The following is a 23,207-nucleotide window of genomic DNA, read 5'->3' as shown; positions in this document are numbered from 1 at the left end:
ATTCACGTTAGGCGCGGAGAAATCGTTGGTAGATCCACCGCCTAACCGTGCCGGGTAGAATTCTAACCGGTAGTCGCTGCGCCAAATTCAGCACCAGGCGCCCTGGCCCGATGAAACCGCACCTAAAGAAGGACCACTGCACGGCCACCTCGCTCCGCACATAAGCCATCCCCCCGCGTCGCTCGAACATATCTGCCCCTGCTCGGGCTTTTACCAAGACACCAGGGATGTTCGCCGCCACCGCACCGCCTTGCAGCATTCTCACCCACAGTGCATAGTCTTCGTAAAGCCTCTCGCCTTGGTATCCACCATGAGCCATAGCCATGACCCGGCGAAACATCACCGTCATGTGATTGAATGGATTACGCCGCCGCGCGTACGCTAGCACGGCCCGATGGTCTTCAGGTACGAGTCGCACCCTTCCTCGCTCTTGCCCCGGATCCGCCTCGAACTCCTGAATCCAGCCGCCGACGATGTCAACATCCGGGTGCTCACTCAGATAGGACAATTGCCGTTCGAACCGATCAGGCTCAATCAAATCGTCCGTGTCAAAGCGCGCAACCCACTCCTCTCGGCACAACGACAGGCCAGCCGCCAAAGCCGGGCCCAGGCCGACATTGCGCTCCAATTGCAGCAGCTTCAGCGGCAATACGGCACAATAGCGGTCAATGACCTCATGCAGGTCCCTCCCGAGGGGACCATCTTCAACAAGTATGATTTCGGTAGGCCAAATTGTTGACGCAGCCAGGCTCGCCAGCGCCTGATCGAGCCAGACCGCACGTTCTCCCGCGTACACAGACATAAGCACGGAAAAGGCGCCAGGGCGGCCGTCGGCCGCGCAAGTCGTCATCTGAATGATCTCCGCAACTTCGTGTACAAGCGATACGCCATTACCACCAACCGTCGCAATCGCGGTCTTTGAATCAATGAACGAAGGAGGTTGATCAGCTCCACCTCTTTCTCTGACAAGCTTGGCCCTTTAAGCTGCGCCCCGCCACCGCTGTCAACGTTAATCAGGCTGAGTAACGCATTCGCATCCAATCTGCTCATACCTGCTATATTGCGGACCAGTCGGCGACGACCAAAATAACGGTTGTATGTCTTTGACATACTGCCTGGCGTGTTGCGGTACATATAGCCGAGGCTTGGAATCAGAGAAAAGCGCTTGCCTTCCCACGCCAGCCTGGAAAAGAAAGCCCAATCTTCCCAGGTCGACTTGTCCTTGTCATCCCATCCCCCAAATTCACGCAACATGTCAGTACGCGCCATTACATTGGCGGTCATGTACTGGTTCTCCAGCATCGCAAGCGCCCGAGCTTCGGGCACCCCCAAAGGCTTCCAGAACCACCCATCCCGCGCGGGTTCAGGATTTGCGGGCAAATCACTCTTCTCCGAAAAATGCACAGCAAAACCTGTCGCAGCTACCAATTCCACATCTAGCTGTAGAGCGATCCATGCTTCTTCCAGCGTCGTCGGCAGCAATAGATCGTCACTATCAATAAAGAAGGTGTACGGGCTGGTCGATAATGCTAGGCCGGCGTTTCTAGCCCCCGCAAGGCCCTTATTGGTTTGTGCGTGCACTCGCCACTTGATGGCATCGCCAAAGGCCTTCTTCACGCATTGGCGCAACTGTGCGTCGTAGTTCTCAGCAGAGCCGTCATCAACCAGAATCACCTCGGACGGTCTTACACGAGAAGCCGATATCGACTGCAGAAGCTCACTGATCATCTCCAGGGGCGTGTTGAATACCGGGATGATAATAGTGACTTCGCAGCGTCCTAGCTCAGGCAATGGTGCGGCCTTCGGAGTCGCCTGCACCTTGCCTTCGCGGCTCCATTCGCGATTGACTGCGATCTGCCGCTCCCACACTCGCTGGCGCGACGCCTGCAATTCAACTTCACTGTCCCGGATATCGCGGGCTAGTGCATCCAGGATCTTTTCCTGTAGAGCTCTCGCGTTCGGATCGGAAAAATGATTACGAACGAATTTTTCATCATCAACCACTTCAACCGCGCCGCCCGTGTTGTATGCCACCAACCGGGTTCCCATCAGCATCTGTTCAAGGATGACAAAAGGATAGTTCTCCCCCCTCGATGGCACTACAAACAATGCATCGCTTTTATTATTGATTAGAAATGCAAGAATTTCAGAATGCGACAGATGATAGTCTTTATATACGCACAATCGCTCCAGCCGGGCACGGTCTTCATTGCTCGGGCCGACCGGTCCCAAGGACACGATTTCTTCTATCCCAGCGAGGCCACCCGAAACGTACAAACCCTCCAAGGCCGCCACAAAATCTGGCCAGCCCTTTAGTCGGCTGTATTTCCCAATAAATACAATACGCTTGACGGCGGCAAGGTTTACTCCGGCCTCACTCGGAACCGTAGCAAGATCGAAAGGCAACCGCCTGATCGAGAGGTTATTCAAGCGATAACCAAATTCCTTTTGCAACAGTTCGATTCCCAGATAGCGAGACGGCGCATAGCATGCATCTGCCCTCTGAAATATATAACTGTCCTTTATAGCCTGGCCTAATTCATATGGAGTGTAATCCATCGCCGACTCATCCTGTACCCCGTATTTCATGTAGTCGATTGAGCCGTGCATGAAAACACGCATCTGAAGCCAATGCGGCAATCCTCCGGTAGACTTGGATTGCACCAAGCGAAATGCTATAGATTTGTAGTCCTGAGATTCCATGACCACGACATCCGGCAGCAGATACAGAATGGCGCGACATGCTTCAATCAAACCCAAGCCGTCAAAAAAACTCTCGCGGCCCAGGCTGTCCACGAACATACGAGGCACTAGTGTTCTGCCATCGAGTCCGTTTGGCGCCAAGTCTATATCGCACATTAACACCACAGCTCGTTTGTCGAGCGCCTTGATGTTCTTTACATATGTGCCAATTCCGCCTGTAGCCCTGACGGTCGCGTCTTCCGTTGAAATGAGGAGAAAATCAACGTCTACCAGTTCGGGTGCCAGCCCTTGTTGGCGCAAATATGCGCGGTAAGACTCGGTCGTGATCGTTGCGACGTAGGCCTCAAGTCCGTGCGTATCAGGAACCCTGCTAAGCTCGAACCCACTCAACTCCAGGAACCGTCTAAATTGGCCGGCTGTCCAAGTGCGAAAAATACCCTCGGTTTTCGCATGCACAAAAAATACTTGGAGCTGCTGCTTCAAACATAACCGCTTGAAGGTACGCAGCATTGGACGGGGGTCGACCATCGCAGCAAGAAATGCGGAGGACACCACCAACGCGGCGGCCTCGGTCTTACCGCCGATTATCTCGTCGACGTAGCCCGCCCAGTTGTCAAAATACCAAATATGCGGGATACCCTTTTCATCCGCCCCAGAAGCATGGTGAAAAACCAAGTCCAGATCGGTAGGCGCACCCAGAAAATCACCGAGTACTAAGGCACTCCCCCCCCTCGCGACCACATATTCCGTGGCCGCCGAAGGCCAAGGCATGGGCTTGTGCGCTGCAAAATAGTGTACCTCAGGTAGGAGCCGGTATGCCTCAGCTCCGAAGTTGGCAAATGCGCCAATTTCCTTCAAGTTCATATGCCTTTAGAGGGAATAGGTTTCGTGCACCGCTATAACGAAAGGAATATATCGACCATCAACTAACCCAATGATCGCGTAATACCCGCTCAAAAAAACTCGCAAACTCAAGGGCTTTGAACTTCCAGTCCCATGACTGAATTGAGCGAAGATTTTCCGCCGAAAGTATGCGGAAAAGCTGGGGCTGGATCAGCAATCCACGCAAAGCGTCCGCAAAGGCCTCCACTGAACGCTCCCGCACAATGAAGTTCTGCTGCTCCGGCCCGAATACCTCCGGCACGACGCCGACATCCGTGCTGACAACCGGAATTCCGCAAGCCATCGCCTCCAGAACAGGATTCGGCGTGCCTTCGAACTTTGATGTACAGGCGTAAATATCTATGGAGTTATAGTAAGCGGGCATACTCGCATGGGGAGCGAGCTCGACCTGCCTGTCAGCAAAGCGTGACAATATATTGAAGCCTTCTTCTTTCAATATTTTTATTGCGGGCAGTAGGATTGTATTGAAGCCTTTAACGTCATCTTGTTCCGCAGCCCATTTGCTGTTGCCTGCCCAGCCAATCACTATAGGTCGCTCGACGGGAAGATCGAATCGTTCCAGCCCCACGGGCTTGAACATTTCGAGCGATACGCCGTCTTCCAACACTGCGGCGGGTGGTGGATATTCGTCGAGTTCCCGATATATCTTCTCTAGCCGTTTGGAGGCGACACTGTATGCGGTTACTTCATTATGAAAGAAATTCGCCCGCAACTGACGCTCTTCTGGACCGAGATAAAGGTGATCATAGACGCCGGTCGTAATGGGCTTGCTCAAATACCGACGCCTGAACTCCTCGAATGGAAAACCAAAGCGCTCGACATGTATCTTGGAAAGCGGCGATTCAATCAAACGCAGATATTCACGCCAAAAAAAATGAACCATATCGCAATCCGCCGCAGCGAGAAATATATGATCCAAACAACTCAGTACAGAGGACGGAATAATCTTGAATTCAAAAATGTTCGAAATATGCACTTCGAGCATGCGCGCAATATTCGAAAAAGCCCAATCATCAGTATCTATGACCAAAGCAATTTTTGGTCGATGACTCATAGCAATCTGGTCCGAACTCGACAGATTTTCTTCTTCTGCGGGCTTGCGCTGCATGCCTAGGGCTGTTTGAGTCATATATGGACCTTAATAAAATACTCAAATCAGCATAGCCTTTTTTTGAAACAAATACTGTTTTCAAAAATTGCCTTTGGCAAAAAAGAGATTGCAGCGCTCAGTTCGGCTATTTTTTTTTGCCAAGCCTAAGCTTTCTGTACAACGACACAATGCCTGACCTGAACCAGCTTGGCAAGATAGCACACAGCTTTCGATAGCGCACCGCTTCTAAGGTAATCCTCTGGATCTCCTCGTGAGCCTGGCCCAACGCCTGTGCGGTACTCTGCATCTTCGACTGAGCAATACCTAACTCCTCCAGTGCGCGTTCCAACTCTGCCTTCCAGATGGCAGCTTCCTCTAACGCGCGCGCTCTCTCTCCTTCTCGCTCCCGATACCAAGACAGTTGTGGACGAAATGTCGCAATGTCTCGTTGCATCTTCACCGCGTCGGATCGCACAGTGTCTATCACCGCATACAGCTCTCGGGCGATCTGGTTTTCAGCTGCCTGCTCTCGCATCAAACCCAACTCCGCGACCGCCACTTCTGCCTTCAAACCGAAATCCCGGATGGACCGAGCAAGCGCGCTAAGAGCCACAGATCCCTCGTCAGCACTCGCTTTCTCTCCCACGTCCGCAGGAACATGAACCATCGGCAGGCCATCTTTCTGCGGCAGATGCCCTTGGAAAATGCCTGTCTTGAAGCTATCCATGGAGAGGGGGAGTATCGCAGCCCCCGCATTACTGGTTAGCGCGTAGTCTGGCGCCCCCCAAATGCCCAAGAAATAGCTCGCATTCTTCGGTTGAGGGCCGCCGCCAAATTCTGCTGGTACGAACTGCGCGTCCCTAGCCGCCGACGTTCGTTGCATTTGGATTTGGCCAGAAACGCCATCCGCCGCCCAATATCCTTCATGCCGAAGATTGGCGAATCCAAAAATTGGTCCGCCTAAAAACCAAGCATCTGGCCGACCCAATACGCTCTCAACCTGCTCCTTGAACTCTTCGAAATGATACTTGCGCAAATGGTAGGGATTACGCTGCTCCTCCGTCGGGAAATACCACCAGTCGTTAGGGCAACTGATTGCGATAATTCCACCGGGTTTCAGCAAAGCACGCATATTCCGTAGAAACAGCAACGGATCCTGTACATGCTCTATTGTCTCGAAGGAGACAATCATGTCGAAACTTTGAGGCTCAAACTGCTCGGTAATGGATTCCGCCGTGCCTCTCAGGAATGAAACCTTTTCATTTGCAAAATAACGCTCGGCATTGACAATTGCTTCCTGCGAAACATCCACACCCACAACAGCGTTCGCGCCCCAATTTGCAAGAAGGCGGGACCCATAGCCCTCGCCACACGCGATGTCGAGCACTCTCTTTCCTGCGCAACAATGCTTGGCGAAGGAATAGCGAGCAATGTGGACGGCCGCTTCGATCCCCTCGTACGCGCCGCTTTCATTGAAGTTCAGTCGTTCCATTTATATCCCAACCAGATCACGCCGCATCGCGAGAGGATCCACTCTCAAAAGTCCAGCTCCGCTCCAATGAGACCACCCCTACTGCCTCAAAATTGTCTAATACGTGGAACTGACATACATCCTTGGCTTCTGCATAAACAACAAATCCGCGACCATCGTTAATCGCAACTCGCCATTTATACGATCCGCTCAGTAGAGGAAGCTTCGGAAAACGTACGGTAAACCGGCCGGCTGCAACGGATGCATGTGCGGCAAGTCCATCCATCAGCGTTGTAGTCCCACAGATATACAATCCATCGTGTCGGTAGAGATTGAAGACAAAGCTGGTCTCTGGTGGTAACTTGCTGGTCAGCGCGCGATACTCCACGTTCAGGACCAGATTCTCGCCGGTAGCAATCTGTTCGATCCGCTCTCCCTCATCATTGGTCAACCAAGCATCTTCGATCGTGTACAACCGTTCCGGCTCCACCTCGGACACGGCGGTTTTGGCGGGGAACTCGGACATCGGCATGATGCCTTCGGACGATGAGACGTCCTTACCAGGCATGTCTTCCGGATTCGAGGTGTCGAGCTGCTCCAACTCAGCCGGAAGCGCAATAGGCTGATTATTGGTCAGCACCTCCTCGCGCGCTTCAAACTCTCTGAGCGCCTCCTGCATATCGATCGTGTACTGATCAATTACACGTCCGGCCGGCCCAAAGGCCTTTTGCTTGCCTCGTTCCAGATATAACGCTCGCTGGCAGATGCTCTTGACCTGATACTGGTCGTGTGAGACGAATAGAATCGTGCAGCCAGCGTCTCTTATTTCGTAGAATTTCTTTAGACACCGCCGTTGAAACGCAGCATCGCCGACGGCAAGGATTTCGTCGACAATCAAAATGTCCGGCTCGGTATGAATCGCGACAGAAAAAGCGAGTCGCGCGAACATGCCGCTGGAGTATTTCTTTACCGGACTCTCGATAAACTCGCCGATGTCTGCGAAGCCCGCGATACGATCAAACCTGGCATCGATCTGCTCGTGCGTTAGTCCCAAAAGCGAGGCGTTCAGATATACATTTTCCCGCCCTGTGAACTCAGGGTTGAAGCCTGCTCCAAGCTCCAGCAACGCCGCCACCCGACCATGCGTCTGAATAGATCCCTGGCTGGGCGTTACGGTGCCGCAGATCATCTGAAGCAATGTAGATTTTCCCGAGCCATTCCGACCCACAATACCGACGGTTTCACCCTTCCTGACGTCGAAGGAAACGTCGGAAAGCGCCCAGAAATCCTGGGCCATGCTGCGCGGAGTGCGGCCCAGCGCATTAGACACACGCCCCCAGATCGCTTCTTTCAGCCGATCTTGAGGCTTTGCGTAAGCGGAATAGCGTTTGCCGAGATTTTCAACGTGAATAGAAATATCGTCAGAGTACATCGGCAAATCCCTTGCGAACCTTTTGGAACCATGCCAATCCGACCATCGCCACTAACGCACCCGCCAAGGTGTAGACCAGCCAACCCGACCAGTTAAATGGCTTGCCGAAAATCACGGCATTCCGCGTTTCTTCGACGACAAACGTGATCGGGTTCAGCTTGACGTATCCCTGCATATTCGCCGGCAATGCAGACAACGGATAGAAGATCGGCGAGACGAATGTCAACACAATGGTGGCCAGTGAAACTGCCTGCGTCATGTCTCTGATGTATACGCCTAGGCCAGCCAAGAACCACGAAAGCCCAAGCGACAGCAGGAGCAGCGGGGCAAGAATCAAAGGAAAGTAAATCGCAGTCCATGGAACATGTCCAAGGAAAATGAGCTGCGCAATAATTAAAACCACAAAACTGATCAGAAGATGAAAAAGTGCCGAGCCGATGGCGATGACGATCAGCGTTTCGAGCGGAAACACGACCTTCTTGACATAACTGACGTTGTTGAGAATAAGAGAGGGAGCTCTGTTCATGCATTCGACGAACAGGTTATTCATTATCAAGCCAGCGAACAAGATTACCGCAAAATCACCATGAGACTGCGGCTGCACGCCACCTGCCCCCCCCCAACGCGCTTTAAACACGACGGAAAAAACAAACGTGTAAACGATGAGTAGCAGCAAAGGATTGAAGAAAGACCACCCAAGGCCTATAACTGAGCCACGATATCGACCCAGAACCTCCCTTTTTATCATCTGAAATATCAGATGCCGGTGCTTGAACACAATGTCGTGTCCAATCGCGCATACTTCTTTAATCAAGATATACCTCAGTGATTATTATTCACTCAACGAATTTTTGGCATACCCATTGACGTCCCGCGAATTCGCCGTCGCACCCATTTAATGATTGTTCGCGCCAGACCGAAACGTGTATACAGCCGAACAATCTTGTGCCCTACCCGCAAAAGCAGGTGCGTCAGCTCCGGAGGCAAGGCACGCATTTCTGCAGCTATCTCCTGCCGTTCAATAACGTTCGGCGCGATATTCCAATTCGCTACCGCGAACTGCGCCAACCGCGTGCGACGGACCTCGCTCGAATCTCGGTTCAACAAGTACGAAAGCTGCTTCGGCGTAGGCGGTGCGTAGCTCTCGACCTTCGGCTTGATCCACGCTTCGGGAATCACGACGCCTGGTTCTGCCGCCGCAGTCAAGTTCCAAAGAAAGCCTATCTCGGCATACTCGCCCAGATTGGTGTCAAAGCTATCAAGGATCAGTCTGTCCGGACTTGTGCGGAACACCGCTCTGGTGAACGGACTACGTCCGCTCATTGGTGCGACATCGAGCGCTAATGATAGCGCGTAGGTGTCAACGGAACCGGCGACGGAGGTAAGGCGATGTTGCCAACATGTCACGAAAGGCACTGCCGCGAACTGGGATAGAGTTCGCGCAGCCGTGGTCAGGTACTGCGCATCGATAGAGTCCCCACAGCGCAGGATAAGCATCGCTTCAGTCGCTCGCAGGCTGTGCAGATCTTGAACCTCTCCATCCAGATTGACACACACCACATTGCGGCCCAATAGGTACGCAGAGATCTCGTCAGGGTAGGACTCCGCCGGCAAAAGAACGAGGCAAATGTGGTCCTCCACTCCCCGCAGAGGCCTTGCGGTTTGCTTGGCGTCAGACAACGAATTCGCGACAATCATCGTCGTAATGCGCAGTTGCGTCGTCCCTACCTTCCTGCGAGCCACATCCATCCAGCTCTCAAGATGCTCATCTTCGTAGACCGGTGCCACGTTCGATGGAATCACGGGATAGGGAAATGCCAGCTTGGCGCGCAGGTCATCATTGTGCCATAGGCGCTCCATGGCTTGAACCAACGAGTCTGTCCGCGTTTCGTCAAAAACCAACGCGTTCTTTTCGTGCTCGAAGAAGTCAGCAAATCCTGGGATAGCGGAGACAATAAGTGGCACATGGGCCGCGTAAAGTTCGTGGGCCGCGTAGCAAAATGATTCGTAACGGTTTGCGAACACCGCAAAGCGCACGTCCGCCAGCAGCTCTTCCATCGCCTCATGCGTCATATGACCGGTGAAATGGAAATACGGCTTCAGCTCTACGGGGATACGACGCTTCAAGTACTCGGCGTATTCCCCGCTTCCGTCGGGCGGTTGCATCGAGTCCCCCCCAACGAAGTAAAACTTAGGCCGGATCTCCGGGCGCTGCTGCATCCACTGGACAGCGGCGTCAACCATCAAATCCACGCCCTTTATGGAGAACAAGCGTCCGTAGCACAACACGGCCTGCTGATCGGGCTTAGGACTCTGGTGTCGCGCCAGAGCCTTGCGCAATGGAGGTACTGCGATGCGTTCGCGCCCCCGTGACCCCGGGTATAAATTTGACAGCGAGCGCTCGTAGAAAGAATGTGAAGGCGCAATCACCGTCTCAGCCAGGTCCAGTGCGCCCCTTTCCAGTGAGTACAGCGTCCACAATTCCGGGCTCAGAAAATTGGTCAGATCGACTCGATCCATCGCCTCAATTGTGGCGTGAAAACGCACCGCGATATGGCTGCCTTCAAACCGACCAAGTGCAATCTTCTCGCACAGAGAGTAATAAGCGACCCCGTGGTAATCAAAAAACTCGATCAGATCTGGGCGCTCGGCCCGGTGAACATGCTGAGCTCCCAGCGAGAGCAGGTAAGACCGCCACTCATACCAAGAACTGAAATTCTCACGCAATAACGTGGTTTCCGGCAATACGGCCGACAACTGATAGGAGGCGCAATTATCTGGATGCGGCAGGCGCAGCCTTTCTTCGAGGTCAAACCGTTCAAACGTCGGACGGTCTACATCTAGCAGGAACACGACGCGATGACCCGCCTGAAGAAGTTGGCACGCCACGTTATATAGCAACGCGCCGCACCCGCCTCGGGTGACAGGATAAAGCTCGTATGTAACAAAGCAGATGGTGCGCATTAGAAATCCAAGAATTGCCCCACTGTTCGAGCAGACTCGGAGTTATGCTCGACTACGTACTCCCGATAAGCGGCGACTATCTCATCTCGCTCAGTTAACGCCCGTTCAATGCAGCGCGCTATTGCGTACGCATCGTCCGCCACCTTCACCACCAGACGATCCTGCAGATATCCGTTATTGGCGAAGTAAGGCGTATTGGGACCTACGATGCAAGGCACGCCAACGGCGAAACTCTCCAGTGGCAGCATGGGAGCACACTCGTTTAAGGTCACATACAGATTAAGATGCGCCGTCTTTAAATAGCGCGGCATCTCTACCTGCGGAATCATCTTGCCGACAAATTCGTTGGCGATGCGAAATTCCTCGCAAAACTCCAACATACGAGGTGAAGCGACAGAGCCAACGACCTTGCAGTTGGGCACCATCGAAGCGGCGGCAAGCATCTCATACGGCGGCTTATGCTTGAGTTCGGAAATACTCCAGATTCCCAGCAATGAAGGACCTGAGCTGACCGGCGCGGCTCCTTCAGGTATTACTCGATAGCGGTTAAGCAGGAAAGCTGCGTCCAAGCCTTGACGCTGCAACACCTGTTCTTGCCCTTGCTTGACGCAGCCAATACGGCGGATCTTTCCTTCTCGAGCTAATGCGCACACACGGCGGAAGCTACGCCATGCATAGTCCTCGCTCGCCTGCATAAAGGTGCCGTGCCAGACGACGCAAACCGGCACGTTCGGCGCCAATCGATTCATCGCATCAACAATATGCTGATATGCAAAAGGAAACCCCTGCAGCACTACCGCTTGAGGCTTGCGCAACAGCAGCAACTGCACGAACTCGTGCGCGTCCTCAGGGGTCAGCAAATCGGTAACCAACAGCAGGTGATCAAACAACTGACTCGCCGAGCTGCGGATCCCCAACCAGTGAGGATGCGCAATGGAAACTGGCACGTTCTCGGGCAGCGCGACGATGGCGGCTGCATCGAATTCCGTATGCGTACTTCTTTGCGGTGTCGTCACTACGGCGGGCTCAACAGCGGGCGTGAGCTCAGGTGCAGTATGCACGACGCTGGAAAAAGGCTCGTTGACAGTGGCGGGGCTCTCCGGCGCCGCCGCCCCGCCAGACGACCGCTTTAAAGCGCGATAGAGGGTACCCACCGGGCTCTTGGATATGGCCGTACCGACACGGAATGCCATGGATTGTTGAAGTTCCTGGCGGTGGGCGGCGACCACCGCCAACTCATCCGACACACGGGCTAACTCCGCCTTCAACCGTGCGAGTTCCTTGACCGCTTCGTCCCTGGCAACAACCGCGTCAGTGGAGGACTCAGCCCGTTTGCTTGCTTCTGTCTGGCTTTGGATCATGTGCATAGACCCGGTGTTATCCGAGCCATAACTAGCTTAAGAATCTACCGTCAAACCACACGGCAACGAAATCAGGGCGAAGGTTCGCACTAGGCTCCAGAAGCACGTCGCTCAGCCCTATGCTTGGCCTCTTCGATAGCCAGTCGCCGTGCCAGCCGCGTGATAAGTTCATCACGCTCCTTATCGCGAATCCGCACCATCAAAAGCTCGAACATCACGAACGTTAGGAAGATGTACAACAGCAGATCCGCACCACGCCCCACACCCAGAAAGTTCGCAACTGCGGTCAGATCAGCGGGCGACCATATGAAATAGATGCCCGCGAGGCAAATGAGTGTGAGCGCGCCGGCGAAGACTCGAACCCGGCCCATCCGCAACCAACCGCAGGCTGCCAGCGCAGCAAAGCCCAGTGTAAGGAAAATTTGAGCAATCATTTATGCAGCCGCCCCAGGAACAATTCAAGCAATATGTTTATGGAGTTGGACAAGGGCTGACCTTTGGCGAGCGAATACTCCGTATATGTAATAGTCACGGGAACCTCGGCGACGTGCAACTTGTGCCGAGCAATCTCTTCCAGAATCTCGGAGGCGTGTGCCATGCGATTCTGGTTAATTTTTATTTTTTTAGCCGCTTCCAGGGTAAAGCAACGCAGCCCGTTATGTGCATCCGTTACCTTCAATCCGGTTGTGATTCGCGTAAACAATACGGCCGCCTTCAACAACAGCTTGCGCCGCCCCGGCATGGCTCGTGTTTCTCCGAGAAAACGACTGCCGATGACGATATCCACATCGGGCTTAGACGCTCGGTCTACCAGACCTTGAATATCTTCGACATGATGCTGCCCGTCCGCATCGAAGTTAACGATATATTGAGCGCCGATTTCGATGCAATACTGAAGACCTGTCGCCAATGCCGCGCCTTGCCCAAGGTTTATGGGATGCCGAATGACGAAAGCACCCGCCGCCTCTGCTTCTAGCGCGGTCGAGTCCGCGCTCCCGTCGTCAACCACCACGACATTGGGCCATTCGGCTCTCAAGCCCGTCACCACTCCGCGAATAACTTGTCCTTCGTTATAAGCGGCGATGACCACCCATGTACTCGATCGCATCTCAGCCTCCCCGTGTCGCGACCGCGACGCCAACAATAATTATTAACCCGCCAATGATAGTCGTTGAACGTAACTGTTCTTTAAAAAACAGATAGTCCAGTACCGGCACGATGATGAATCCGAGCGCAAACATGGGGTACGCCAAGCCGAGCGACACTTTGCGCAGAATCATGATCCAAAGCAGCGTCGAACCGCCGTAAACCGCAACGGCAGCGTAGAACCACGGATTGAAAATCAGCCCTAACACATCTTGGGGCACGTGAACGATGGTGGTCGCCGTTTTCTTGAGCAATAGATTCCCGACCGCGAGACCCGATACACAAAGCAGAATTATTGAATATAAGGCAAACGACATGAGAATTAAGCCTTCGACGCCGAGACATCTGTCACCGCCCTTGGAAATGCCAAGGTTACGCCTAGCAAAATAATAAAAAGCGAGGCCAGGACTGAAGGCCACATATAGCGATAATCCTGCGACCCAATCATTATCAAGAGCCCAAGACAATTAAATAGCAGCGGAACAGCAATAAGCACAACAGCCTTACCACGCCGCTTTGCAAGCATCACCAGTGCGAACAAACCCACAAAAACGTACAAAGCTGGCCGTAAAAGCGTATTTTCTTTCGCTAGCAGGTTCTCATGCGCTGCGCTGATTCGCTGCTTCAGCCAAGGAAGTTTTGAATCCTCTTTCAACCCCCGCTCGCGGGTAAGCGGCATGTCGTAAATCCTCAAAGGGGACAAGGTCAGCCACTCGTTCTCATTCGTCCCGATTCGCCACACCAGCCCGGACAAGCACAATTGATGCCTCAAGAAAACCAGCGGATGTCGAATGATTGACTTGACCGCCAGCGCGTTCAAGGCCGCTTGGTTATGCGCCAAGAATTCATATGAGATATTAGGGCTCCAGAACAAGGGCACAATATTCTCGCATCGGTAACCCTTCAGCCAATCTTCCTTCGGCAAAATTTGTTCAAGTAGCCGATTTTCCTGCGGCTCCCACTGCACATTGGCCTGCTCCATTGCGCCAAGCACATGCAGAGCATAAATAGCCTTGTAGTGCGCTGCGATGCCCGAAGCCCCGAGCACCGATAGAACGAGGGTCTTCAGCATGATGAAAGTACCTATCTGCGCGGCAAGTGCCAGGCTGACCTTGATGCGCGCGGCCTTCCCCCTCGCCAAGCAAAGCAGTAGCAAGAAGAACGGCGGGCTGATGAGTAGTCCGTTGTGCCTCAAGCCGACGATCAACATGCCGGCTAGGGTCAAAGCAATCAATGCACCATTACTTAAGTTGAAGCGCAGCCGGACCTGCCGCGCCGCAAGCACGGTCATAAGTAGCAGCGCCATCGCAAACGGGACGTCTTTCCACATTGTGGAAGCCATCAAAAGGTTAGGTGGAAATAGAGGGAACGCGACGGCCGCCACCAATGCCAAGCGACGTCCGAGCCCCCAAGCCATGGCTTCGCTGATTGCCATTGCACCAACCCACGCGAACAAAGCAGCCTGAAACACCATCAACGAGGCAGGTGACGGATAAACTTCATACGGAACTGCATAAAACAGGGTCGACAACACAGGATGCAAGTCGTCGTAGCGCCCGGTTACTAGCTGATTCCACTGCGTAATGGAATCCGACGACATCTGGGCTGGCCAATACGCCAACAGCGATATGATGTAAATTGCGAAGGCGGGCAGCGCCAGTAGCATGGTCCGGCGCCAATGCAACGACGTGTCGGCCGCGTCAAGGCTAAGCAACGCTCGTCTGCGACCCATGGCCCAGCCAGCCAATACCGCGCATACGAAAGCGCCGAGAAAATTAGGGATAACCTTGTCGGCCGTCCGCGGAATGCTGATTGACATATCTGCGAGCGACGCTAAATCAATCGTGAGCGACTCTCGCCCAGGAGAATAGAGGTCCAGCGTTTGAGTGCGCCCGTCGACGGTCAGCTCCAGGATTCCGGAGTAGTCATGACGAGTGAGGGTCATCTTGGTACCCGGTTCGACATGAATTTTCGCCTCGATCGCGCCCGGCTGATTTCTGAAGGAAAGCAGGAAGCCCTCGCGTGTCTCCCACGCTGGATCTCGGTGAATGACATTTGCCAACATCTGGCGCGTGGTTTCAGCGTCTACCCAGATTTCTGCGGACTTGGAGGCCGGATTTTTTTGACCGGTCGCCACCAGGCGCAGCGTGGCGTTAGCTTCCCACTCGGGGTGAACCGGCAGCAGCAGTACAAAAAACGTCGCAAACAGCGCCGCAATAACGAAGATATCTTTTTTCCTCAACATTCCATCCCACCCCTTAGACACCGCCATATATTTATTTGGGGACGGGTCAGCGCGAGCAATACAAACGCCAGAATATTACCGGATAATATGACCCTCCAACGTCTGCTCCGCAGAATGAGTCCTACAAATACTCAGAATCGTTGTTTTTAAGCTGCAATTGTAGTCTGACTAGGGTCGCAGCTGCTTCCGATGACGTCGCTTGCGAATGATTAGCCAGGACGGAGCACGGAACCTGACCAATTTTCGATACAGCACAACATAAGCAATGGAAAAGGCAAAAACACAAGCTATAAGCACATACTGGTACTGCCAAAACAACACTGCGGGTATTACAGCGAACGATGACAACAACCACAAATAGGGAGATGTCATTGCGTTGCGCCCATGCCTATGCCGTATATCTTTACTCCCGCCCCACGCCCAGCGTATAAGCCGTTTATACACCAGCATGTGCAAATGCACCCCGTCCGGCATCCCTGGCGATTGCCCGCGCAATATTCTTTTCCGATAAATTGAGAAGAGAGTTTCAAAGACCGGATAAATGCATAGCAATAGCGGAAACCATGCAGAGACGGAAGGGTGGCGCGCAAGCATCAACACTGAAACCGCACCGATCATGAAACCAATGAAATATGCACCGCCGTCACCGAGAAAAATCAAACCTCTCGGATAGTTCCACAACAGGAACCCCATAATTGCCCCAATCATTCCAACACAAGAAATGAGAAGTAAGCGATCCCCGAGATAATATGAAACGTAGGCAAAGCCAGCAAAAATCATGACCGAAACAACCGCAGCCAGCCCATTATATCCATCTATTATATTTATAGCATTGGCTGCCCCTGCAATAGCTATCGTGGTGCAGACCAGCGAAACCACGCCAAACTGCAGCAGCCAATCCACTCCAAATATATCTAAACGAGTAAGGGTCGCGCCTAAAAAATAATAGGCGGCAACCCCTGAAATCATGGCAAGAATTAAACGAGAAAGGACTCTTACCCGCTTGGTTAAATCCTCGGCCAAACCGCCTAGAAACGCGGGCAGCGATACTAGCAAAAGAATTAACGGATCGCTACCCAGTGCGGGCTCGCGGGCCATCGCTACTACAAGAATACAAGCCATGGCGAAAAGCACAGCAACCCCGCCTACCCGTGGGACTGGTTTATCATGATACTTCTGAACTCCCGTGGTGTCGCAGTCGGCGGTATAACGACTATGAAGAGAGCTATACCTAACCAACAATAACGACGACGCAAAGGAAATCAGAAATGCAACGAGCAGATAAAGCATATGGTCCAGGTGCCAGCGGCTTCTAATTTGAACTCAGATTGAAAGCTCGTTATCGCAGATAAGCTCAAATAGCGAATAATTTGGATACCAAAATTGACGAAAGAAGCCGGTGCCAGCCAGCTGGTCACTATTATCTCTTGAATCCATTTAAAGCACAATGCAGAAAGCGTTACCACCTTGAGGTACTCGCATCATTCCGTAATTTTCAATTTTTTATGCCGTATCGCATGGATTTCGCTTTGGTCTGTCTTGTCGCGTTACGTCCGCTCCCAAATCTCACAACGGGTGGTGGCAGCGGCATTTTCTATCAGCTTCTGGCGTGCTATCTGATCAAGTGCGTCGTCCGCGATAGCGGGTGGCGCGATCGTTAGAGCACTCTCCCAACATCAATTTTAATTATTGCAACATTTCCTCCGTTGTTCGCCGCTGTGTTATCCCAACTGGCCAATGGCAACTTCCATGGTCCGTCGGTAGAGAGAGCAGCACGGTTTGCTATTGCATTCCTCATCCTGGAGGGTGTCTTTCTCGCCATGGGCCGCAAGGTCCTGCGTCAATCCACCTGGGAGTGGGTCATCCTCGCCGGTTGGGCGTCCGCATCCATCCTGATCGGCTGGCTATGCCCAGATTTCAACACCCCAATACACCTGAATACAACGCTTGTAGGTTACGGCAACCTGAGGCTGCTCGCCGTCGTCTTTATTGTCTACAGCGTTCGGTGACTGTTGTGCCCCCTCTCCGCGCGCGGAGAGAGCGCTGAAGGTAATTTCGGGGATTGTTCTGTTTGAAGCATTCATCCTCACCGAGACGCGCGCCGGCTGGATGGCGCTGCCAATCTTCTTTGCTGTCGGACAACTGCTGCAGGGCAGTTCCGTCATCCGATCAAGTTGGCGTTGGCGGCGGCTGGGTGTCGCCGCACTGGCAGCCCTCGGCTCCACGAGCCAAGTCTTGCGCGAACGGGTGGATCAAGGGTTCTAGGAGGTGCGTGAGTGTACAACTACCTATCGATTGCCGAAACGTCCGTGTGCATACGACTCCAGTTGTGGCGAGCCTCGATGGACATGGGGTTGAGCAGTATCCTTGGTTTGGACTGGGTTCCACGAACGGGTTCGCGGACGAATTGCAGGCACGAGTCGCTCAAGAATTTATTGCACCATTTGTCACAGAGGACTTCGGGGAACCACACAACGACATGCTGTATATGCTGATCAGTTTCGGCTTGTTGGATGGACTGACCTTGCTTGCCGTATACACCGTACCTGCGGTGGCTCGCCAAGCGTTCCCCTGCCGAAATCCGGGCTGCTGCGGAAATGGGATTGGCCCTTACTCTGGGTTTTGCATTTTTTTGACCTTACTGAACTGATGTTCCGCAGCATGCGCACCATCATCAGCCTTTACGTCGCCCTAGGCGACCAGTTAGTGGCCCTGAGCATACCCTAGCCTGAGGAAGATTGCTCCGACGGCGCCCGCGAAAGGGCGGCAGCCAAATAGTCGAAGCAGTATCACAATGGGTGCAAAAGTAGTCGACTCCGAGGAGACGATCATGCGCATTGCTGATGCTCAATGGATTCCTTCGACCCAGCACCAGACCTGGGATGCCCTGACCGATCCGGCCGTGTTGCAGCGATGCATTCCGGGATGCGTCGCGGTCGAGAAGCGCAGCCCTACCGAGTACGCAGTCACGCTGCGTGCCAAGGTGGCCGGACTGGATACCGACTACGACGGCGAAATCCTGCTTTCCGACGTCGATCCGCCCAATAGCTGCACGCTGGTCTTCGAGGGCAAAGGCCGAGCCGCCTGCCTGGCCATCGGCACGGCCCAGGTCAATCTGAGCGCCAAGGACGATGGCACCCGCGTGGCCTACACGGTGGCCGGCATGACCGGCGGCAAGCTCGCGGAATATGGCGAAGGCGTGGTGCTGAAGGCGGGCGAGAAGATCATCGACAAGTTCTTTACCGCCTTTATCGACTACATGGCGGCGCAGCCCCGCCTGGCGCCGCCGCCCAAGCCGCCCGAACCGCCCGAACGCGGCCTGGCGAATTCCCGCTGGTCGTGGGTGGTGGTGGTGCTGGTCGTGGCCATTTTCTGGGGCTACCACGCGTTTTATCAGTGATTTCCCTAGGGTACGGATGCTATGCTTGCCGGCATGTCAACGCCGCCTCCGTCCCCAGCCGCCCCATCGACCTCCCACACGCGCAGGGAGCTGCTGATGGCCATGGCCGGCGTGGCGGCCACGGTCGTGCTGGCCGCATTCGACTCCACGATCGTCACCACCACGCTGCCCCGCGTCGCCGAAGCCCTGAACGGCATGGCGCTGTACGCATGGGTCGGCACGGGCTACCTGCTGGCCACGGCGGCGTCCATCCTGATTTTCGGTCGTCTCGGCGACATGTTCGGCCGCAAGCCGCTGATGCTGATTTCGGTGGCTGTGGTGGCGCTGGGGTCCATCGCCTGCGGGCTGGCGCAATCCATGCCGCAATTGATTGCCTTTCGGACGCTTCAAGGCGTGGGCGGCGGCATGATGATCGCCACGGCCTTTGCTGCGCCGGCCGACCTGTTTCCAGACGCCAAGCGGCGGGTCAAATGGATGGCGCTCGTATCCGCCGCATTTGCCATGGCCAGCGGTATCGGCCCCGTGCTTGGCGGCGCCGCCACCCAGGCGCTGGGCTGGCGGGCGGCATTCTTCATTTCGCCCATCGCGGCCGCGGGCGCGCTATTTCTGCTGGCACGCTATTTCCCGCTCATCCGCCCCATGCACGACGACAGCCGCAAGGTCGACTGGGTTGGTGCGGTGCTGCTCGTGATTGCCGTGGGCTGTCCGTTGGCGGCCATCGAACTGGCATTCGCGCCCGGCGACCATGCCCATCCCCTGCTGGGCTTGGCCCTGGCGGTGGCCGGCTGCGCGGCGATCGCCCTGCTCATTCCCATCGAGCGCCGCGTCGCGTCGCCCATTTTCCCCCTGCGCGTGGTGACCGGGCGGGAACCGCAGCTGCTCAATCTGGCGGCCATGACGGTCGGCGCGGTGATGTTCATCCTGATTTTCTACAGCCCGCTGCTTTTGCAGCAGGTGCTGGGCTATAGCCCGAGCGAGGCCGGGCTGCTGTTGACCCCGCTGGTCGCGGCCATTTCGGTGGGCAGCATCATCAACGGCCGCCTGTTCCCCAAGCAATCGGAGCCGCAGCGCCTGATGGTGTTTGGCGGGGGCCTGCTGGCCGCCGGATCGCTGATGGTGCTGCTGATCTCGCCGGGCACTTCCGCCTGGTGGATCCTGGCCGCATTCTTCGTCAACGGCTGTGCGCTGGGGTTCCTCCTGCCCAATCTGACGCTGTTCATGCAAATGCTGAGCGAACGCCGCGATGTGGGCGTTGCCTCGGCGCTGGTGCAGACCACGCGCGCCATCGGCAGTGCGATCGGCACGGCGCTGGTCGGCATTCTCATCTCGCAAAGCAATGTGCTGGACGGCGTGCGCACCGGGCTGGTCCTGTGTGTCGCGCTGGCAATCGCCTGCGCGGTGCTGGCGCACCGCGTCAAGATGAAGAACCTGGCCACCCGCCGCAAAGCCGCCTGAAGACGCTTCCATGCAACGCCGCGACCTGCTCGACCTGCTGCTGCTGGCCGCCGTATGGGGCGGGTCTTTCTTGTTCATGCGCGTCGCCGTCCCGGATTTCGGCCCCGTGGCGCTCATCGAGCTGCGCGTGGGTCTGGCGGCGCTGTTTCTGCTGCCTGCCGCGCTGTGGCGCGGCAAATTGCCCCTGATCGCCCGTCGTTGGAAAGCCATCCTGCTGGTGGGAACCTTCAATGCGGCCCTGCCCTTCCTGCTGTATGCCTATGCGGCCCAATCGCTGGGCGCGGGTTTCCTGTCCGTGGCCAACGCCGTGACACCCGTGTGGGGCGCGGTAATCGGATGGCTGTGGCTGAAAGACCGGCTGCCCTGGTCACGCTCGGCGGGCCTGGTCATCGCGCTGGCAGGTATCGTGGTGCTGGTGTGGGACAAGCTGAACTTCAGCGCCGGAGGCTCCGGCCCGGCGGTGCTCGCAGCCGTCTGCGCTCCCATCTTCTACGGGGTGGCCGCCAATTGCACCAAGCGCTTTCTCACGGGCGTCGATGCGCTGTCCAACGCCACGGGCAGCATGATCGCGGCCACACTGGTGCTGCTGCCGCTTGCCATCCCCACTTGGCCGGAAACGCCTGCCTCCTGGCAGGCCTGGACGGCAACCATTCTGCTGGCCGTGGTGTGTACCGGCGCCGCCTACATCGTTTTCTTCAGGCTGATCGCCAATGTCGGGCCGACCGGCGCGGTCAGCGTCACGTTTCTCGTGCCTATTTTCGGCGTCGCCTGGGGTGCATGGCTGCTCGGCGAGGACGTCACCGGTTCCATCGCGATCGGTGCGGGCATCATCCTGCTGGGCACGGCGCTCGCGCTGGGCGTGCTGCGCCCGCGCTGAACACCGCCCCCATCTTCAGTACTTATCCGAACTCCCCGTCAACGCCACGCCGATGCGCAGCAGCGTGTACGAGGCCGCGTCCACGCAGCGGCGCAGCCAGCCGCGGCGGCGGTAGTCCAGGGGCCGGATGAAGCGGCCGCCTTCGCGGATGGCGGTTTCGAGGCGCTCCTGCAGGTCCCAGGCGAAGGGCTGGTCGTCGACGACGACGTTGGCTTCGCGGGCGAGCAGCAGGCTGAAGGGGTCGAGGTTGGAGGAGCCTACCGTGGCCACGTTGTCGATGACGGCGACCTTGGCGTGCAGGTAGCTGGGCATGTATTCGTAGATCTCGATGCCGTCGCGCAGGAGCTGGTCGTAGAGCGAGCGCGTGGCATGGTATTGCATGCGGTATTCGACCTTGCCCTGCAGCAGCAGGCGCACCCGCACGCCGCGGGCGGCGGCCTTGGCCAGGGCGCGGCGAAACCGCATGCCCGGAAAGAAGTAGGCGTTGGCGATGAGGATGTCGCGCCGCGCGCGGGCGATACCGTAGAGGTAGGCGCGTTCGAAGGTCTGGCGAAACCGCAGGTTGTCGCGCAGCACCAGGGCGGCGCGCAAGGCGCCGCGCGGCGAGGCGTCTTCGTGGCGCGGCTTGAGCAGATGCATGTGGCGCCATTCGCGGGGATGGCGGCGCAGGCGCGCCCAGTTCAGGCGCACCCAGAGCAGATCCTGGGCGTAGGCGGCCTGGGTGGCGAGCGGCCCTTCGACGCGCACGGCGAAGTCGAAGCGCGGCGCGCCGATGCCGTCGGCGGGGTCGAGGTCGTCGTAGTCGTCGATGATGTTGATGCCGCCGATGAAGGCAATGCGCCCGTCGACCACGGTGACTTTGCGGTGCAGGCGCCGCAGGCGGTTGCGCGAGAAGACGAACTTGCCGAGCCAGCGCGGCTCCGGCCGGAAGATGCGGCAATGCGCGCCGGCTTCGGTGAGCGCGGTGCGGATGGCGTCGGCGGTGGCGGCGGCGCCGAATCCGTCCAGCACGACGCGGACTTTCACGCCGCGGTGGACGGCGGCGATGAGTTTTTCCAGCACCCGCCGCCCGGTGCGGTCGAGCATGAAGATGTAGGTTTCGAGGTGGACGCTGACGCGCGCGGCGTCGATGGCCGCGCACAGCGCCGGGAAGAAATCCGTGCCGTTCTGCAGCAGCCGAAGGTCATTGCCCTCGGTCCAGTCCAGCTCGACCCGCTCGCCCTTCACGGGAGTTCCAGCTCGGCCAGCAGGGGGGAGTGGTCGGACAGGCGCGCCCATTCGCGGCCGCGCAGCACGCGGGCGCTGCGGACGGCAAAGCCGCGCTGGTAGATGCGGTCGAGCCGGAACCAGGGAAAGACCGCGGGAAAGGTGCGCGGCGGCGGCAGCAGCCGGCCGGCGCCTTCCATGCCCAGCTGGTTGGTGCGCTCAAGCACGGTGGCGCCGTTGGGCAGGCCGCGCAGCGCATTGCGCAGCCGCCTGACGGAATCGCGCAGGCGCGGCAGCTCGCCGCCCTGGGTGCGCGGGGCGTGCGAGAACACTTCGTACAGGCCGAGCTGCTGCACGAAGAGCGGCGCCAGGCGGTCGCCCCAGTCATTGAAGTCGCCGGCCACGAGAATGGGGTCGCCTTCGGGCACCAGCCGCTGGATGCGGTCGGTCAGCGCCAGGATCTGCCGCGTTCGGCTGCCGGCGAACAGGCCCAGGTGCACCACGAAGCAATGCACCGCGCGGTCGCCCACTTCGATGCGCGCGTGCAGCAGGCCGCGCTGCTCCAGCCGGTGGTCGGAGATGTCCTGGTTCTCGTGTTCGAGGATGGGGTAGCGCGACAACAGCGCGTTGCCATGGTCGGTGTGGCTGCGTATGGCGTTGCGCCCGTAGGCCACGTCCAGCCGCAAGGCCGCGGCCAGGGATTCGTGCTGCGCGTCGAGCAGGGATTTGCTCTCGTTGCGCCCCTGCACCTCCTGCAGGAAGACCAGGTCGGGACGCAGGCCGTACAGGCCCAGGCGCAGCTCGTTCAGGGACTCGCGGCGGCCCAGCGCCGAACGGCCCTTGTGGATGTTGTAACTGACGACACGAATGAGCGACATAGAAGAGATGGCGCCTTGAAGCCGAAAAACCGCCGGCCGCCCCTTGCGGGAAATGCTCCGGCCCGGCTGGCGTCCG

19 protein-coding genes are annotated in these 23,207 nt (G+C 56.5%); 4 read left to right on the top strand and 15 right to left on the bottom strand.

Going from position 1 to position 23,207, the window contains the following annotated elements:
* Window positions 1-7 precede the first annotated feature (7 nt).
* From NGJ44_RS14100 to NGJ44_RS14040, 13 genes are all read right to left on the bottom strand, one after another.
* The gene (locus NGJ44_RS14100) at window positions 8-850 is read right to left on the bottom strand and encodes a glycosyltransferase (protein ID WP_251864305.1); all 843 of its coding nucleotides are present in this window, start codon (window positions 848-850) and stop codon (window positions 8-10) included.
* Entirely contained in the window at window positions 847-3,567 is a 2,721-nt protein-coding gene (locus NGJ44_RS14095) for a glycosyltransferase (RefSeq protein ID WP_251864304.1), read from the bottom strand. Before NGJ44_RS14095 ends, NGJ44_RS14100 begins: the two co-directional genes overlap by 4 nt.
* Window positions 3,568-3,625: 58 nt before the next feature.
* Entirely contained in the window at window positions 3,626-4,714 is a 1,089-nt protein-coding gene (locus tag NGJ44_RS14090) for a glycosyltransferase (protein ID WP_251864303.1), read from the bottom strand.
* A 127-nt stretch (window positions 4,715-4,841) separates the two neighbouring features.
* The gene (locus tag NGJ44_RS14085; protein WP_251864302.1) at window positions 4,842-6,188 is read right to left on the bottom strand and encodes a class I SAM-dependent methyltransferase; all 1,347 of its coding nucleotides are present in this window, start codon (window positions 6,186-6,188) and stop codon (window positions 4,842-4,844) included.
* Window positions 6,189-6,204: 16 nt separating this feature from the next.
* Window positions 6,205-7,599 carry an ABC transporter ATP-binding protein gene (locus NGJ44_RS14080; RefSeq protein ID WP_251864301.1) on the bottom strand — a complete coding sequence of 465 codons (1,395 nt, stop codon included), beginning with the start codon at window positions 7,597-7,599 and terminating at the stop codon, window positions 6,205-6,207.
* Window positions 7,589-8,413: an ABC transporter permease gene (locus NGJ44_RS14075; RefSeq protein WP_353506959.1), complete on the bottom strand. Its 825-nt coding sequence runs from the start codon at window positions 8,411-8,413 to the stop codon at window positions 7,589-7,591. The genes NGJ44_RS14080 and NGJ44_RS14075 overlap by 11 nt, the downstream gene beginning before the upstream one ends.
* A gap of 26 nt (window positions 8,414-8,439) precedes the next feature.
* Window positions 8,440-10,563: a glycosyltransferase family 4 protein gene (locus NGJ44_RS14070; protein WP_251864300.1), complete on the bottom strand. Its 2,124-nt coding sequence runs from the start codon at window positions 10,561-10,563 to the stop codon at window positions 8,440-8,442.
* The gene (locus tag NGJ44_RS14065) at window positions 10,563-11,930 is read right to left on the bottom strand and encodes a glycosyltransferase family protein (RefSeq protein WP_251864299.1); all 1,368 of its coding nucleotides are present in this window, start codon (window positions 11,928-11,930) and stop codon (window positions 10,563-10,565) included. The genes NGJ44_RS14070 and NGJ44_RS14065 overlap by 1 nt, the downstream gene beginning before the upstream one ends.
* Window positions 11,931-12,013: 83 nt before the next feature.
* The gene (locus NGJ44_RS14060; protein WP_149065340.1) at window positions 12,014-12,358 is read right to left on the bottom strand and encodes a DUF2304 domain-containing protein; all 345 of its coding nucleotides are present in this window, start codon (window positions 12,356-12,358) and stop codon (window positions 12,014-12,016) included.
* Window positions 12,355-13,014 carry a glycosyltransferase family 2 protein gene (locus NGJ44_RS14055; protein WP_251864298.1) on the bottom strand — a complete coding sequence of 220 codons (660 nt, stop codon included), beginning with the start codon at window positions 13,012-13,014 and terminating at the stop codon, window positions 12,355-12,357. The genes NGJ44_RS14060 and NGJ44_RS14055 overlap by 4 nt, the downstream gene beginning before the upstream one ends.
* Window positions 13,015-13,033: 19 nt before the next feature.
* Window positions 13,034-13,324, bottom strand: coding sequence for an EamA family transporter (locus NGJ44_RS14050; protein ID WP_251864297.1), 291 nt, complete (start codon window positions 13,322-13,324; stop codon window positions 13,034-13,036).
* A gap of 68 nt (window positions 13,325-13,392) precedes the next feature.
* Window positions 13,393-15,315, bottom strand: a complete 1,923-nt coding sequence (locus NGJ44_RS14045) for a hypothetical protein (RefSeq protein WP_251864296.1) — start codon at window positions 15,313-15,315, stop codon at window positions 13,393-13,395.
* A gap of 168 nt (window positions 15,316-15,483) precedes the next feature.
* The gene (locus NGJ44_RS14040) at window positions 15,484-16,605 is read right to left on the bottom strand and encodes an MraY family glycosyltransferase (protein WP_251864295.1); all 1,122 of its coding nucleotides are present in this window, start codon (window positions 16,603-16,605) and stop codon (window positions 15,484-15,486) included.
* Between the two features lie 428 nt (window positions 16,606-17,033).
* On the opposite strand from NGJ44_RS14040, the gene NGJ44_RS14035 reads away from it, so the two are divergent.
* The 4 genes from NGJ44_RS14035 (at window position 17,034) to NGJ44_RS14020 (ending at window position 21,047) form a co-directional block, all read left to right on the top strand.
* On the top strand, window positions 17,034-17,324 hold the full coding sequence (locus NGJ44_RS14035; protein ID WP_251864294.1) for a hypothetical protein: 291 nt from the start codon (window positions 17,034-17,036) through the stop codon (window positions 17,322-17,324).
* An 821-nt stretch (window positions 17,325-18,145) separates the two neighbouring features.
* Window positions 18,146-18,715: an SRPBCC family protein gene (locus NGJ44_RS14030; RefSeq protein ID WP_251864293.1), complete on the top strand. Its 570-nt coding sequence runs from the start codon at window positions 18,146-18,148 to the stop codon at window positions 18,713-18,715.
* A gap of 33 nt (window positions 18,716-18,748) precedes the next feature.
* The gene (locus NGJ44_RS14025; RefSeq protein ID WP_286012366.1) at window positions 18,749-20,170 is read left to right on the top strand and encodes an MFS transporter; all 1,422 of its coding nucleotides are present in this window, start codon (window positions 18,749-18,751) and stop codon (window positions 20,168-20,170) included.
* Between the two features lie 10 nt (window positions 20,171-20,180).
* Window positions 20,181-21,047, top strand: a complete 867-nt coding sequence (locus NGJ44_RS14020; RefSeq protein ID WP_251864292.1) for a DMT family transporter — start codon at window positions 20,181-20,183, stop codon at window positions 21,045-21,047.
* Between the two features lie 15 nt (window positions 21,048-21,062).
* Here NGJ44_RS14020 and clsB read toward each other — a convergent pair whose 3' ends face one another.
* Window positions 21,063-22,274 carry a cardiolipin synthase ClsB gene (clsB, locus tag NGJ44_RS14015; protein ID WP_251864291.1) on the bottom strand — a complete coding sequence of 404 codons (1,212 nt, stop codon included), beginning with the start codon at window positions 22,272-22,274 and terminating at the stop codon, window positions 21,063-21,065.
* Complete coding sequence (locus tag NGJ44_RS14010; protein ID WP_251864290.1) at window positions 22,271-23,131, bottom strand: endonuclease/exonuclease/phosphatase family protein; 861 nt, start codon at window positions 23,129-23,131, stop codon at window positions 22,271-22,273. Before NGJ44_RS14010 ends, clsB begins: the two co-directional genes overlap by 4 nt.
* Between the last annotated feature and the right edge of the window lie 76 nt (window positions 23,132-23,207).

The organism is Achromobacter sp. Marseille-Q4962, assembly GCF_943737005.1.
Taxonomy (GTDB): Bacteria; Pseudomonadota; Gammaproteobacteria; order Burkholderiales; family Burkholderiaceae_B; genus Achromobacter.
This window is presented reverse-complemented; position numbering and strand designations above follow the sequence as displayed.